This window comes from Sporomusa sp. KB1, from assembly GCF_007830295.1.
GTDB lineage: Bacteria > Bacillota > Negativicutes > Sporomusales > Sporomusaceae > Sporomusa.
Genome location: NZ_VLKC01000002.1, coordinates 4,525,671 through 4,541,436, shown reverse-complemented (window position 1 = coordinate 4,541,436; position 15,766 = coordinate 4,525,671). Strand labels below are relative to the sequence as shown.

At 42.6% G+C, this 15,766-nt stretch carries 12 protein-coding genes, 1 tRNA gene and 1 pseudogene; 3 read left to right on the top strand and 11 right to left on the bottom strand.

The features are described from left to right. The first annotated feature begins 136 nt into the window (after positions 1–136). Positions 137–2,098 carry a molecular chaperone HtpG gene (gene htpG / locus SALPA_RS25035; protein WP_145100473.1) on the top strand — a complete coding sequence of 654 codons (1,962 nt, stop codon included), beginning with the start codon at positions 137–139 and terminating at the stop codon, positions 2,096–2,098. Positions 2,099–2,153: 55 nt separating this feature from the next. Here the strand turns inward: htpG and SALPA_RS25030 are convergent, their stop codons facing one another. The 4 genes from SALPA_RS25030 to SALPA_RS25015 form a co-directional block, all read right to left on the bottom strand. After that, on the bottom strand, positions 2,154–5,252 hold the full coding sequence (locus tag SALPA_RS25030; protein WP_186451227.1) for an EAL domain-containing protein: 3,099 nt from the start codon (positions 5,250–5,252) through the stop codon (positions 2,154–2,156). Between the two features lie 1,311 nt (positions 5,253–6,563). Further along, positions 6,564–6,893 carry a type II toxin-antitoxin system Phd/YefM family antitoxin gene (locus tag SALPA_RS25025; protein ID WP_145100468.1) on the bottom strand — a complete coding sequence of 110 codons (330 nt, stop codon included), beginning with the start codon at positions 6,891–6,893 and terminating at the stop codon, positions 6,564–6,566. A gap of 90 nt (positions 6,894–6,983) precedes the next feature. Next, on the bottom strand, positions 6,984–7,235 hold the full coding sequence (locus tag SALPA_RS25020; RefSeq protein ID WP_145100465.1) for a hypothetical protein: 252 nt from the start codon (positions 7,233–7,235) through the stop codon (positions 6,984–6,986). A 481-nt stretch (positions 7,236–7,716) separates the two neighbouring features. Continuing rightward, complete coding sequence (locus SALPA_RS25015) at positions 7,717–8,232, bottom strand: hypothetical protein (RefSeq protein ID WP_145100462.1); 516 nt, start codon at positions 8,230–8,232, stop codon at positions 7,717–7,719. A gap of 225 nt (positions 8,233–8,457) precedes the next feature. On the opposite strand from SALPA_RS25015, the pseudogene SALPA_RS33345 reads away from it, so the two are divergent. Together SALPA_RS33345 and SALPA_RS25010 are read left to right on the top strand one after the other, a co-directional pair. Then, positions 8,458–8,583 (top strand): annotated as a pseudogene (locus tag SALPA_RS33345) (recombinase family protein); the annotation flags it as partial. Continuing rightward, positions 8,572–9,141: a zinc ribbon domain-containing protein gene (locus SALPA_RS25010; protein ID WP_370516743.1), complete on the top strand. Its 570-nt coding sequence runs from the start codon at positions 8,572–8,574 to the stop codon at positions 9,139–9,141. The pseudogene SALPA_RS33345 and the gene SALPA_RS25010, both read left to right, overlap by 12 nt. 143 nt (positions 9,142–9,284) lie before the next feature. Here the strand turns inward: SALPA_RS25010 and SALPA_RS25005 are convergent, their stop codons facing one another. From SALPA_RS25005 to SALPA_RS24975, 7 genes are all read right to left on the bottom strand, one after another. Next, positions 9,285–10,592, bottom strand: coding sequence for an MFS transporter (locus SALPA_RS25005; RefSeq protein WP_255451347.1), 1,308 nt, complete (start codon positions 10,590–10,592; stop codon positions 9,285–9,287). Between the two features lie 52 nt (positions 10,593–10,644). Then, positions 10,645–11,925: a dihydroorotase gene (locus SALPA_RS25000; protein ID WP_145100457.1), complete on the bottom strand. Its 1,281-nt coding sequence runs from the start codon at positions 11,923–11,925 to the stop codon at positions 10,645–10,647. Positions 11,926–11,950: 25 nt separating this feature from the next. Continuing rightward, positions 11,951–12,688, bottom strand: coding sequence for an orotidine-5'-phosphate decarboxylase (pyrF, locus tag SALPA_RS24995; RefSeq protein ID WP_145100455.1), 738 nt, complete (start codon positions 12,686–12,688; stop codon positions 11,951–11,953). A 102-nt stretch (positions 12,689–12,790) separates the two neighbouring features. After that, positions 12,791–13,405, bottom strand: a complete 615-nt coding sequence (locus SALPA_RS24990) for a 7-carboxy-7-deazaguanine synthase QueE (RefSeq protein ID WP_255451346.1) — start codon at positions 13,403–13,405, stop codon at positions 12,791–12,793. 28 nt (positions 13,406–13,433) lie between these two features. Next, positions 13,434–14,093, bottom strand: a complete 660-nt coding sequence (gene queC, locus SALPA_RS24985; RefSeq protein ID WP_145100449.1) for a 7-cyano-7-deazaguanine synthase QueC — start codon at positions 14,091–14,093, stop codon at positions 13,434–13,436. Positions 14,094–14,284: 191 nt separating this feature from the next. Further along, a tRNA-Pro gene (locus tag SALPA_RS24980) sits at positions 14,285–14,361 on the bottom strand. Positions 14,362–14,744: 383 nt separating this feature from the next. Further along, on the bottom strand, positions 14,745–15,665 hold the full coding sequence (locus SALPA_RS24975) for a radical SAM protein (protein WP_222428112.1): 921 nt from the start codon (positions 15,663–15,665) through the stop codon (positions 14,745–14,747). Positions 15,666–15,766 lie beyond the last annotated feature (101 nt).

Genomic DNA, 15,766 nt, shown 5'->3' with positions numbered 1-15,766 from the left:
ATACGCCGGTATCTGTCTTTTTTCTGTTATCGAATATTTGATTTTATAAATTATTTTCGTTATTATTTAGATAGTGTTAGCACTCAGCTTCTAAGAGTGCTAACAACAGAATTTTTGATGATATTGGAGGTTCGTAATGTCTCAAGAAACAATCAACAAAGAAACAAAAGAATTCCAGGCTGAGACTAAGCAGCTACTGGATCTAATGATTCACTCAATTTATACAAACCGGGAGATTTTTTTACGGGAGCTTATCTCAAACGCCTCAGATGCTATTGATAAAATTCGGTTTGAATCATTAACAAATCATGACTTGCTTGAAGACACTGCTGATTTTGAAATTTTTATCCTGCCTGACGAAACGACCAACACCCTCACTATCTCTGACAATGGCATGGGTATGACCTACGCCGAAGTTGTGGAAAACATCGGCACAATTGCCAAATCTGGCACCAAAGCCTTTTTAGATAAAATAAAAACAGCTGGCTCAGCAGCTGATACTGAACTAATCGGTCAATTTGGCGTTGGTTTCTATTCGGCCTTCATGGTAGCAGAAAAAGTTACTTTACTTACCCGTGCTCCCGGTCAGTCTAAGGGCATTCGCTGGGAGTCAAACGGTGATGGCACTTATACTATTGAAGAGTACGCCAAAGATACTCGAGGTACGACAATCATCTTAACCCTCAAAGAGGAATATCGCTCTGCCGAACATGCTGAGGAAAACTTTCTCAACAACTACCGTCTGGAAAACCTGATCAAAAAATATTCTGATTATATCCGCTACCCAATTAAGATGAATTTTACTAAAGAGGAAAAACCGCTGGATGCGGACGGCAAAGTGATAGAAGATGCCCCGCCCACCAAGACCGTTGAAGTTCGTACACTCAACTCTATGGCCCCCCTCTGGACTAAGAATAAAAACGACATCACTCAGGAGGAGTATTATCAATTATACAAAAATCTATTCCATGACTGGGAAAATCCCCTGGAGATTATCCACTCCAAAGTGGAAGGAGCTGTAGAATATACCAGTCTGCTGTTTCTTCCATCGCATGCGCCTTTTGACTTTTACCAGCGCGAGTCTACGACAGGCATTCGTTTATATTCAAAAAATGTCTTTATCATGGATAATTGTCAGGATCTCCTGCCTGAGTACCTGCGTTTTGTTCGCGGGTTAGTCGATTCTCCCGACTTTTCCCTCAATATCTCCCGTGAACTGCTCCAACAGAGTCAACAGTTGAAACGGGTTGGCAAAAATCTGGAGAAAAGCATACTAAAAACGCTGGAAACTATGCTATCAAAAGATCGGCCGAAATACGAAAAATTTTGGCATGAGTACGGCAAAGCCATCAAGACTGGCATATATTCTGAGTACCAGAGCCGGGATAAATTAAAGAACCTTTTGCTTTTTGCCACCTCGCAGGCGGCCGATGAGCTGACTACGCTGGAAGACTACACCAAACGCATGCCGGAAACCCAAAAGGTTATCTACTACGCGACAGGCAAAGACCGCTCCGCAGTGGAACGCTTACCACAAATGGAATTACTGCGTGAAAAGAACATTGAAGTGCTCTATCTTTTTGACCGGGTAGATGAATTTGCTATTGATGCCTTGCAAGAATATGAAGAGAAAAAGTTTCAGTCAGTCAGCCGCGGCAACCTGGAACTTGACGACATTGACTCGCCTGAAACCAAAAAGGATATTGATGCACTAGCAAAAGAAAATGAGCCGCTGATCAAGGCCGTCAAGGAACGCCTTACCGGTAAAGTAGCTGACGTTAAAATCAGCAATCGCTTAAAATCCAGTGCCGTATGCCTGGTTAGCGATGATAGCGGCATTAGCCTGTCCATGGAACAAATTTTATCGGAAATGAACAAAACTATGTATAAAGCTAGCCGGATTCTTGAGATTAATCCTGATCATGAGATATTTGGTGTACTGAAGAATCTGTATCAGACAGCTCCTGATTCTGACTCATTTAACGATTATTGTGATTTATTGTATGGACAAGCATTGCTGATGGAAGGAATTACCCCAGATGACCCCATCAGTTTTGCCAATAAAGTGGCCCGTCTAATGGCCCGTAGCGCACAATAGCAATAAGCGCCTACCTGATTTTTGGGGTAGGCGCTTATTTATATAGTACTTTTTACTATGTATTGTTTCTTTGCACCACCAACATAGCAGCGGCTTCCTCCGTTAGCGGTTTACTGAAAATATATCCTTGAATATAGTCACATCCAAGCACTTTCAATATGTTTAACTGTTCTTCCAATTCCACCCCTTCAGCCACTATCGTCAACCCCAGATTATGACCTAAATCAATAATTGAGCCTACCACCTGCAGCTGCATTTTATCATTACTAATCTTGTCAATGAATGACTTATCTATCTTCAATACTCCCACAGGTAAACTGCGTAAATAAGTTAACGAAGAGTAGCCTGTGCCAAAATCATCTAGCGCCAATATCACTCCAATATCCCGTAACTGACAAAGTTTGAAAACACTCTCTTCCATAGATTCAATAAAAACACTTTCCGTAATTTCAATTTCAATTTGCCATGGCTTTATGCCGGCATTCTCAATACTTGTGCGAACATGGGTAACAAAATCATCTGCCATCAGCTGTCGAGACGATATATTCACCGCTACACGAATACTTTCTTTCCCCATATCGGCTAGTCGCCGGGCAAACCGGCAGGCTTCTTGAAGCACCCATTGCCCAATAGGCAAAATAAGTCCGTTTTGCTCAGACAAAGGAATAAACTTTGCTGGCGACACGAAACCATGATCAGGACTATTCCACCGCAGCAAGGCCTCAAACCCGACAATACGGTCACCCTTTGCAGTAAACTGCGGCTGATACTTTAGAAAGAATTCGCCCCGTTCTAATCCACGACGCAAACCATTTGTCAGCATCATCTTTTCATAAGCCGCCTGTAGTAAAATTGGTTCATAAAAACGCCAGCAGTTTCTTCCCGCCTTCTTAGCAGCATACATAGCACTGTCGGCCTTTTTTAGGATATCCTCCGCCCTATCACCATCATCAGGATACACCGCAACTCCAATACTGGCTGACATTTGAATTTTTTGGGTAGCGACTTCGTACTCTTTACAAAGTTCTGCAAGGACTATGTCTGCAATGTGGGCCGCTCTTCCCCTGCTGCTCTTCCCCGGCATAATAACAATAAACTCATCACCGCCAATGCGGGACACAAAAGCCTGTTCACCGACTGCAACAACAATCTGCTGACTTGCTGCAACAATAATATTGTCACCAAAAGAATGCCCAAAATTGTCATTTACCGCTTTAAGATCATCAAGATCAATAAACAAAATAATACCCTGTGTTTCGCCGCGATGAGCCTTCTCCATTTCGGCCTCAAGAAAAGCAGTTAAACTCGCCCGATTAGGCAAACCTGTTAATGGGTCGCAAAATGCCATGTGGCTAATTTTCTTCTCGATCATATCCCGTTCCAGCGCTACCACAGCCAAATCGCCAAACTGACGCAAAGCATCCAAATCTTCCTTATTGACTGGATGTATGTTATCCTCCCAACTTAACACAAGAACGCCTTTAACCTTACCCGCTTGTTTCAGCGGCGTCATAATCACACTGCTTGCTGAAGAATCCATTCTTTTATCGTCGAGGCAACCGGGATAGTTACGATAGTCCTCAACATAGAAAATCTCACCACTAGTATAAACCTGCCATTTCATCCCAACTTCAACCGGTAGCGGTTTCCTGATCAAAGCTGCATCAATCCCGATACCATTATGTATATAAAAAGTCTTTCCGCCCTCATCAAACAAGCCGATATAGCCTGCTGCCGAGTTGAGCAGGCGGACTGCATTATGCAAAATTAACGCAAGGATATCTTCCGTGTCATCGCCGGCTCGTATCAAGAGGCTTGTTATGGCTCGGTATTGCCGTTCACGCAAAACAAGCTTGCCTTCGGTTTGACACCTAGCTTTGTTTTCATCATTCAACCGTTGATTTGTATCCTCTAAGATTTCATTCATGGCTGTTAGCTCTTGATTAGCAGCACCCAGCTCAACCGTGCGTGCTTCCACCAACTCTTCCAAACCTTCACGGTGTTGGCGCAGCTCAGCTACCATCTGATTAAAATTTTTCGCTAACGCATTAATTTCATTAGACGATTTAATGGCAAGCTGCACTGCCAAATCGCCCTCTTTGATTTGGTTAGTGGCATTCACAACATCGATCAATGGATTGGTTATTTTCCGTGAAAACCAAATTGTCAAGAGTATTGCAAACACAATGACCAACATTCCCACAATAGTAGTCTTTACTGTTACATACTCCATAAAGGCCATAGCAGCACTTTTCTTTTGTACAACAATCAGGCTCCACGGGGCAGATGCTCCTGGCAATGCTATAGTCCGGTAAGCACACAGATACTCCTCGCCGTTAAGGTCAGTATATTCACCAACTCCAATTTCGCCGGCCATAGCTTTAGTAATAATAGTCTGCAGGGAAGACGCAACGTCAAAATTGATTTCCTCGGTAATTTCGTTATTCTTATCATCTTTTACTATCCTGCCGCCAGCATCTCGCAATAACACCTTTTTCTTCATGGTTTTGTAGTTATACAATTCGGCAACCTGTTGCCTATTAGGATGAGCAATCACCACACCTTCCCCATCTAAAAGATAGGCGTAGCTACCCTCCCCAGAATTATAATTCTCGACCATCTGCTGTAATTTGTTTGTTTCAATATCAGCCATAAGCAGTCCGGCTAAATTGCCATTTGAGTATATGCCATGAACAATCGTTGTGACAGGAGACTCAGAGAATAGTGAATAATAAGTCTTAGAGATAAATGGCTGCTTTTCCGTCATGAACATTTTAAACCACCAGCGTTCAGAGCGATTAGCCAAAAGACCACTTGATCTGGCTAATTGGTCTCCATTAAGATTATGCACGGCCAGTACTTGGAAAAATGGATACAGCTTTGTCGTATCTGCCAATAGTTTTTGTTGTCTTTTTGTATCCCACTTTTCCAAATCGGGATACTCTGCGATAAATTGGCTAATATTGTAAGCATTCTGCATGAATTGAGTGATATTACCTGCCAAGCTTTCTGACATAACCGAGTTGTTATGTTGCATATTGGTTTCGTAATCTGCTGCAATTAAAGAATAACTAATCGTCAGCGTTGAAACCATCGCTAGCAAAATCAAAGAGCATATAATTAACGTCAATTGCTGCCGAATTGAAGGTAACATATCCATCCACTCGTTTCATTCCGAAATTATTTACCATTGCATTGAATAAGCAGGTATATAATTCGCCATTATTCGGCCATACCCTTGCCAAAAATCGTATAGATAATTTTGAGATTGAAAAATAGTGCGTCTATCAGAGAGTGTATTTGCCTGACTGAATTTAAAATACTGATTTGCATCCTGAGTTTCACAAAACCCAGGATGCAAATCAGTATAAATAAAAGCAGCCAGTTTGTGGCTTTATGGGCCGCAAGGCTGCTTAGTAATACCATGCACCCAATCCCTGATTCATAGCTTCCAAAATTATAAATCCAGAAGCTATTCCCATATTCTCAAATGTCCTTGCCATCAGTGAAGATGACTTCGCAGCTAGAGCCTGAGCTAACTCGGTATTAAGATAGGTTTTGTCAATATTCCTCATCAGACATATTAAATCCAGAATTAATTAATAACTCTTTTACCTTCCATGCTGATTATTTTTATCCCATGACTTTTAATTGAGACCAACACAGCATGGTAGCGGAATCTTTTTTATCAATACTCCCATAGCAAACGCTTCTGCTAATTTCAACTTATCAGATTGCTTTTCAATAGAAATAAATATCCAGGGCTGAATTTTTTTCCAAGAGGGAGCACGCCGCCTCCTCCATCACACTAATTAATTGCGCACGTTGGAGCAATCTCAAATAATCAATTATACTCAACTTCAGCACGAATTATTTAACATATTTGATGAATTCTTTGAACGTGCTACAGGTTCACAAGTTTTGTTGCTCCTGCTAAATTGCTCATGACTGCTCAAAAAACAGACGAGCCTTTTGCCGAATCTTTGCAAGTGCTCTGGAAACAGGGCTAACCTGCTTACCTATCCTCAGGCCATCCGCAAAGCCAATGTTATTCTGCTGGCGCAAAAAAACCAGCAAGGCGCCTATCATTCGGTGCAGGGTAAGCTAAACAGTGCATGAAGGAATATAACCCTCCGAATTATTCGGAGGGTTATATTCCTTCCATGTCTTCAGGGCCACTTATGATCAGCGTCCAATTTCTCTTGTTGTGTAAAATACGATGTATCTCAATAACCGGCCCGTTCCAGACCCATAGGGCTGAATAGTTTGTGTGCACGGAAAACCGTAAGTATCCTTGTTCCGCTAAAAAAGGGTACGCTCTAGGCGGTAAACAGATATTGGGACTATTCGCTAAAACATTGTTCTGGCCTTTACGTCTGCGACAAATTTTCTGGCATTCGCAGAACTGTCTTGCGCTATATACATAGCTGCATCCCGGAGGTCTTTCTGAGCCGTAGGTACGATTTTAACCTGATACTTTCCGCTCTGTTTGCCTGTCGTCATCTTCTCGCTCCCTTAATTCAGCGTCTAATTCGTCCAAGACATCATTAACATCCCGACTTTCGCCTCTACGGCTCTCGCCCGCCGCTTGAATAAGAGATTTATACAATTCATTTTCTTCTTTAATTTTTTCGAGTTCGGACATTAGATTTTCATAGTTTGCATGACCAAGGACAACCAGCCTGCCAGTGCCTTTTTTCGTGATATATACCGGTAAGCTTTCGGTAATACAAAAATGTTCAATTTCGTCCATCTTCTTTGCCAAATCCGTCATGGGACGAATGATAGCTTTCATATTGTTTCACCTCTTTATGTTAGAATTCTACCTATATTTATTATACCCAAATATCAATATAAAATCAATTTATAATCATTTTATAATCATTTATTTTGTGAAAAACCGCTGTGTCAATGATGGTATCAAAATATCGATTATAGTGGGCGCTGGATCGGAAGCCAGTATACTTACTTGCGTATTCTGCTTTCTATAACCTTGTTCAGCGGCTGCATTATCGGCTTCCTGCTGTCCGACTCTGGCTTCGAGAACTACTACCAAGCTCCTCATCTGCGCTTCGGTCAGCCCTACATTCATGCCAACATTGAAATAGGAGCGAAACTGGTTGTTAACGCCGTTCATGCTCTACAGTTTTTTTAAAAAACAGAGTATAAAAAACACCATCAGACTATGTGAAATCTGATGGCATTTTCTTCAGTTATGCTTTCACAATATTAATACCTAAAGTTTTCTTCCTACGTCTAAGGAAACATATACCATATTTCCCCACAGCCATGAAGTCAGGCGCCGCCTAGCTTCACGGGCTGTGTTTTCTTTTCAGCAGAACTGTGCACTCCACGTGGCTCGTATGAGGAAACATATTTTGCATACTTTGGTTAGCCTTAAAAAGAAAGCAATGTCTCGCTCTATTTGAGTGTTTTTTAGAAGCATTAGGGTATTTTAGTTATCAATCCTCGAATAGCGAGGACCTAATGCTTAAGTGTTTGCGGGAAAAAATACCAGTTTTAAATGCTGATTTACTTCTACGGTTTCACAAAACCCAGGATGCAAATCAGTATAAAAATAGATTTACAATTATTTCCTGGAAATAATTGTAATGCAACTATCTAAAGTCTCGCGGCAGCTTAATTGAACCTGCCGGCAATTTTACTTGCCCTAATTCATAGGCCGGACATCGTATTGGCGTACCTTCTTTATATCTATTATTTCCGATCAAAAAATTTTGTTTAAAGTGGTCACAGCGATTTGCGGTTTTAAAGCGGCAACCCGGACAATCACTAGTAGGCGGAATGCTTCCCTGCTTTGCCTTATGAATAAACTGCTTGGCATGTAAGAGGTCATTTAAATAATAGTTAATAAGCCTCATTACACCCTCTGTCTGCAACGTATTCAATTTTTGCAGATTCTTAATGGCCTTGTTAAGTTCAATCTCATACGGTAGTGTGTCAGGTATTTGATCGAGAAGTGCCAAATCATCTGTAAACGTTTTTAGCTTAGCTTTTGCCTGCAGAGGATTGGAACCAAGATAAATAGAGGTGTTTTTAGGAAGCTTGGTTTCAGGATTATAGCTGCTGTCTTTCAGATAAAACGTTCCGTTTTTACGTAGCTCAATATTCATTTTCAGTTACCTCTCAAACCTAAATACATATATACTCACATTAAATTTATGAGTATATATCCCAGGAAAACCGGTATACTCACAAATTTTTCGTGAGTATATTATAACACGCAAACTGTATACTCACAAATTAAATGTGAGTCTGCTGATATGAATTTTTAATAAGATTTCCGTCAAGCAGACAACCTGAGTCAGCATAGGATTAACTGAGGTGAAAATGAAGCCAATATTGTTAGAATGATTTTCAACTTCTCTGTTATCAATAAAATGGGTACAGCACGAATCTGCAAGGAGCTCAATGCGCGGGGTATCCCCTCGCCCCGCGCAAAAAAATATTGGATAGTTTCCAGCATATATAGGATTACCTGTGCCCGCTGCGGGCGAGCTATGGTTATCTCGCATTCTGGCTGTAAAGAACATATCAGCTACTATGCCTGTCTTAGCCAGAAAAGCACCTCCTATGCGTATTCCGGCCTGGAGCCATGTACAGCCAGGCAAGTTCCTACCAAAGTATTGGATGAGTATGTTTTCAATTACTTGCTGGAATTCTATCACAATCATGATAAGCTTGCCGAGCATATTCAGGCAGTTCCTGAAGGCAAAGACATGCAGCAGCATAAAGCAGCACTAGAGCAAATGGGCAACGCTGAAAAAGAGCTGATAAAGCAAAGAGAAAGCGTTCTTCGCTGGTTTCGGCAAAAGATGTTGACTGAGAATGATGCCGAAAGCCAACTGCAAGATATCAGCCGTCAATTAGCCGATATTGCGCAAATGAAAAAAGCATACCAAGCCGAATTGGCTACTATCGCCCCTGCTCGCTCGACGGCCGAAATTGCCGCTACAATTAAGACCAGTTTTGACAAAGGAAATTTTACCAGCGATGAAAAAAAGCCGCAGTACGGGCTATAATGGACAGGGTTATCGTTGAACGAGTTGACAAATACCCGGGGGCGCGGCAGTTGTCCTCAAATCAATGTTCAACTTAAACTAAAGTAAAAAAGAGGTCCTGCCTTGACTGGCAAGGCAGGACCTCTTCTGCTGAGACAATTTTTCTAATCTAACGTAACATCCTTTGTTTCCGGCACCAGGAAAAATACATTCACTGCGGCTGCCACATACATAAAGGCAAGGATTACCAGGGCGCCGTTGAGAGTATACTTGGCTGCCAGCATACCGATAATAACCGGGGCAAAACCGCCGACAGCCCGGCCTGAATTAAAGATAAAGTTTTGCGCTGTAGAGCGGGCGTCGGTAGTGTAATGCTCAGATAATAGTGCACCATAACCGGCCATCATTCCATTGCAAAAGAAGCCGAGGAGAGCGCCGCCGATGAGGAGAAAAATTGGATCATTCAAAATGGAGTATATCCAAACAGCCGCCGCTGAGCAAATATAGAAGGTAATATAGGCCGGTCTTCTACCCACTCGGTCAGCGAATTGTCCGAAAAGGTAAATACCGATAACCATTCCGATTACCGTAACAATCATCCATGTTGTGGTTTTATTGAGTGAAAGGTTATGTTTTTGCATCAAGATAGTTGGCAGCCAAATCATGATGCCATAATAACCGAAGTTTTGGACACTGGTCATTACTGTAAGCGCAAAAGTAGTTATGAATTTTCTTTTGCTGGCAAAGAGATGAGTCAGCGGGAACTTGTTAGCCTTATTCCAAAATTCTTTTTCAGTATCAGAAAGTGCTTCTTTGTTAGCTAATTTTTTTGCGACCGTGTCTTTCATTATCTTGCGGTTAACCCAAATATCAGGTTCAGGCAGACCCCGCCGTGCCCAAGCAGCAAATAAGGCAGGTAACACGCCAATGGCAAAAAGACCTCTCCAGCCGAAATGTGGAACTACCATAGCTGCGAGAACGGCAGCCAATACTGCACCTAGCTGCCAGCCAATAGCTACACCAGCAGTCGCACGCGCCCGTTTGGCAGCAGGCCAGGTTTCAGCGACAAGTGTCATTCCGATGCCAAATTCGCCTCCCAGACCCAAACCAGATAGAAAACGGTAGATATTCAGTTCAGTTAGGGAACTTGCTATTGCGCACAGTCCCGTAAAAATTGAAAAAAGAATAATGGTAAGTGCGAATACTTTTACCCGGCCTATGTAGTCGGCCATAATGCCAAAAATATAACCACCCATGACTGCCCCTATTAAAGTATAGGTCGCAATTAAGCCAGCATCAACGAAAGACAAGCCGAATTCCTTTATAATGGCGGTCATAACGAAGGAAAGAATCAGCATATCCAATCCATCCATGGCATACCCGGCTATCGAGGCATACATCACTTTCCAGCGGCGTTTCCAGGTGGCTTCATCCTCACCCGAAAACAGATTTTGCTTGCTTTGCAATTCCACTTTTTCTCCTCCTTATTTCATCATAATAATTTTATTTAACAAAAGGTAATCTTTAACGGCTTGCTCTACCATCAAAGATTACCTTTCCGTTAACTAAAGTAAGCCAAACACTGCCTTTTACGCTGGCTCCGTGGTAGGGTGTATTACGACTCTTTGAAAAAAAAGCATTTTTATCTATTGTCCATTCCCGAATCGGATCAATAACACAGACATCTGCTGCTGCTCCTGCTGCCAGCGTTCCCCCGGGAAGACCAAAGATTTGTGCCGGATTGCTGCTCATGCGTTTAATCAGCCAGGCAGGTGATTTGCCTTGCTCATGCACAAGTTTAGTGAGTAAAGTAGGCAGCGCTGTTTCAAAGCCAACAATGCCATTGGCCGCCAAGTCAAAGGTCACATTCTTGTCATCTAGGGCATGTGGTGCGTGATCGGTGGCAATCATATCCACCGTTCCATCGTCCAAGCCGTGAATTAGTTCAGCAATATCCTCGTGGGTGCGTACAGGCGGAGCCATTTTGGCATTTGTGCCTTGATGGATAACATCGGCTAATGAAAGAGTTAAATGATGCGGACAAACTTCTGCTGTTACATTAAGCCCCTCTTTTTTTGCCCGGCGAATCAACTCAATACTATTTGCTGTACTCAAATGCTGAAAATGTACCTGCCCGCCAGTAACACGCAAGATTTCGAGATCGCGCGCTATGGCGGCAATCTCATTAACCGGTTCATAGGCAGTCGGCCAATACGATTTTAAGGTTGCATCTTCCTCATGCAGCGAAAGTACGACCTTTAACTTCCTGGCTAACTGTAACGCTTGATACAATACCGAAGCACGATCAATATACAGCCCATCATCAGAAAATATCCGAACCCCTGCAGCCGCCAGCGTAGCCATATCACACAGGTCACGTCCTTTTAAATCCTTGGTGACGCTGGCAGCCTGAATAACATGCACGAGGGCTTTTTCGGCAATTAGTTGCTGGATTTTGTTATACACACTGAGCTTATCCGGAACAGGATTGAGGTTAGCCATGGCTACGATTGTTGTGAATCCACCGTGAGCGGCGGCTTTGCTGCCAGTTTCAATTGTCTCTTTGTGTTCAAAACCTGGTTCGCGTAAGTGGCAATGAACATCAATCAATCCCGGTACCACCCACTTGCCGGTGCAATCAATCCTGATAGCTCCCTCGCAAGACAATTTTGGAGCAAGAGCAGCTATTTGACCCTCAGAAATTAGAACATCTGCAGGACCATCAATGCCTTGGGCTGGATCAATAACCCGGCCATTTTTCAGGAGTATCGGCTCTGCCAATTGTATGATTTTTTCTCCTTCCATAATGACACCACCTTCCGTGCTTTACCTAAATAGTAGCCTCCTGCTCGGCGGGCTTCATATCATTTATGATACTTGCGGCTACTTCACGAGGATTATCTGCTGATAAGATCGGTCGACCGACAACTAAATAGTTTGCGCCCACCTTCAGCGCCTGGGCCGGTGTGGCAGTCCTCATTTGATCCCCCTGTTCATCAGGAAGAAGACGTATGCCTGGTGTAACAATCAAGAAGTCCGGCCCGCACAAGGCGCGAATGGCGCCAGCCTCCCGGGGAGAGGCAACAACACCGTCAAGTCCTTCTTCCTTGCACATGACTGACATCCGCAGTACTGACTCACGTATGGGACTCTGGTAGCCAATTTCAACCCAATCACGCTCGCCAATACTTGTCAAAACTGTGATAGCCAGCAGTTTGGGACGCGGTCGATTGGTTTTACCGGCCCATTCATCGGCTGCCCCAATCGCTGCTTTAATCATCTTTGATCCGCCTGCTGCATGTAAGGTAAGAAATGCCGGTGAAAACTGGCAAAGGGTTGTTACTGTTCTGGCTACCGTTGTGGGAATGTCGTGCAGCTTGAGATCGAGAAAGGTTTTCTTGCCGCGACCGGCGATTTGTGCCAATACAGCATGCCCCATTCCATAAAATGCTTCCATCCCAACCTTGTAATATTGCACAAGTTCTCCCAATGAATCTACCACACTAATGGCCTGTTCTGTTGTAGGAACATCGAGTGCAACAATAAGCCGATTTGTTATGTTTTCCATATTTGCCCATCCTTTCCTTCATGTTATCTAAGAAAACGCTTACCTAAAAAATAGGTGAGCGTTTGGTCTGCATAGGGCCTTACTATACAAAATAATAAACTCTCACCTAAAATTAAGAACTTTATGCATCTGTATCCCTAGTCGTAACTGTAGTTCCGGATAGCGGTTAATTAAATCATATGCTTTTTGGAGTGACTCTTGCCGGCCACTTTCTATTTGAAGAAAGATCCTTCCTTCTGGTACATCATGCTTGCTGATAACATCAATGCTAAATTCGTCATCCACTACATATTTCAATTCATCCGCCCGACAAGACAAAGCAAATCCGTTAGCTGGTTTTGGGGATGCAGTAATCCAATCGATCCCCCACTCAACCGGTATTGGATTTGTGCCATTGGTTTCTATAGTGACATACTTACCTAATTTATGTAATGCCCGTACTAATGGTTCAAGATTGTATAATGTCGGTTCTCCTCCGGTAATGACAACAAGCTGATGAGAAAAATGCTCAGCAGCTACTATAGCATCAACACTCATCCACTTTGATTTTGACAAATCAAAGGAATACCCGGTGTCACACCATGAGCATCTTAGATTACATCCCGCGACCCTAATAAAGGTTGCTCCCTTACCCATATGAAAGCCTTCACCTTGAATACTACTAAATATTTCGATTATCGGATAAAGGATGTCAACCATTGCACACCTTACGATCAACCTTCGTTAGTTTAATAAATTTTCCCAATTATTGTTTGCCTGCCTTTGTTTCAAGATATTTTTTCAAACCAGCATTCCGTAGTTTACATGCGGGACATTCGCCACACCCGTCTCCCATGATGCCATTATAACAGGTAAGTGTATTCTGACGAATGTACTCCAATTTACCTAAGCTATCGGCTAACGCCCAGGTATCGGCCTTATCTATCCACATCAAGGGAGTATGAATGACAAACGGGTAGTCCATTGCCAGATTTAAAGTAACATTCATTGATTTGACAAAAACGTCACGGCAGTCGGGATAACCACTAAAATCAGTCTCACAAACCCCTGTAACAATATGACGAATCTGCTTTTGTTTGGCGGCTACTGCTGCAAATGACAGGAAGAGTAAATTACGACCATCTACAAATGTTGTAGGTAGTTGTCCGTTTTCACCGGCTTTTATTTCGATATCACTTCTGGTTAGCGCATTAGGAGCCAACTGATTCAGCAAGCTCATGTCTAAAACCATATGAGGTATCTTAAATTCATTGGCAATAGTAGTAGCACACTCTATCTCCTGTTTATGTCTTTGGTTATAGTTAAACGTAATCGCTTCCACTTTATCAAAGTGTTGCATTGCCCAGAACAGACATGTAGTGCTGTCTTGTCCACCACTGAAGACTACTAGCGCTGCTTTTGACATTAATTTTTACCCCCTGGTATGCTTAGTTGGGTTACTTTCTTCTGCTCAAATACTAAGAATGGTCAAAAGTGACAGTAAAAAACCAAAAACTCCTACCCTCGGTCAAAAGAGTAGGATAACGGCATAGAAGCCAAGGATTTTACTATCATGTTATAAAGAAGGGATTCCAAGATGGAATCCCAAAACTTTTTTGGTCGGAGCGACAGGATTTGAACCTGCGACCCTTAGTCCCCCAGACTAATGCGCTACCAAACTGCGCTACGCCCCGATATTCTTGTCTCCAGCCATTGGCAACTGCTGCGTCTAGTATCTGACTGACAAAATTCATTGTACCCAATTTAGAGAGAGATGTCAACCCTAAATGCCAAAATTTTTATGAAGGGATACACGGACAGTGGTAATGTCTTTATTCTTTCAATAATCCCTTTACTTACACCACTCACTCTAGATGTCCGCCGTATAGATAAACCTCTTTTTTTAATTCTTTGATAAATATATTTCGGTCTACGGCTGTTTGATTCAAGACACTACCACCATCCCCCTGTCTTTGACAACCTCTTCGTCATTCATTAGAATATTAACAACCAAACATTACCGAAGGACCTTGCAATATATCCCAGCCAGCTTCTTTGAACACTGTTTGCGTTCGTTTCACGGTCCATCCTCTAACTGTTTGTTCACTGGTATCTCTTGATTTGCACCTTGCTCAGCCCAAAAAAGGTTAGCTCCGGCCATAGCCCCTATGCCATTCGGTTCATGTGTACCGTGACCAATGATGTTATAGCCGCTGGCTAACCGGATTACCGCAAGAACATGCGCCATTTGTCCGTAATTCATCGATCCATGGGCGGTGAGCGGTAAACCGGGGATGTTGATACGACGGCATGAGGCGTTATTTATCGGTTTCAGGCTTCTGGTTAATATTGTGGTTTCCACTAGTTCATCAAGCGTATGTTCCGGTCCTACCGGACCTACGCTTGTTCCTAATAGCAGACCTGCTTTTTGTGCCGCATGAATTGTTTTTATCCGCACCTTAGGATCAATGTCCGTAATTGTTCCCTCTCCAATGCGTACACAATGATAAATGCCGGCAAATCCGGCTTTTTTAAGTGCCTTTGCTCCATCTTCATCGAAATCGTCAATGTTTGCTACAAGGGGAATTTCTGTTTTTAATGAAGCTTTCACTTCTTTCCCCATTTTAATGAATTCATGGATGTTAACAGCAGCCGTTGCCATGAGATAAACTGCATTAGCACCCGCATTCTCAAATTCAAGGCATTTTTCAATAATATCCTCCAATGCATGTACCTTGGGTTCATGAAAAATCTTATTTTTGATTGCAAAAGAACAAAAATCGCAGTTCTTGAGACATGGTCCAACATCAATTCCCACCTGACCATGAACTTCCGCCTTTCCCTTTGAAGTAGCGCTACTGAGTCTCCTTGAAGCATGTTGAATCATATATGCTTCTTCAGAAAGATAATATACACTAAACAACTGGCGTAACTCTGATGCGTTGAGTTCACCGCCATCCACAGCCTTTTGAATAACTTGAGCAATATTTATATCCATTTCTTATGTACTCCGTTCTTTTGAAAATTTACGTTATTTCCCCAATAACATGACATTGATGAAATGATGGTCCACATTTTCCTGTCTTTCATACATATATC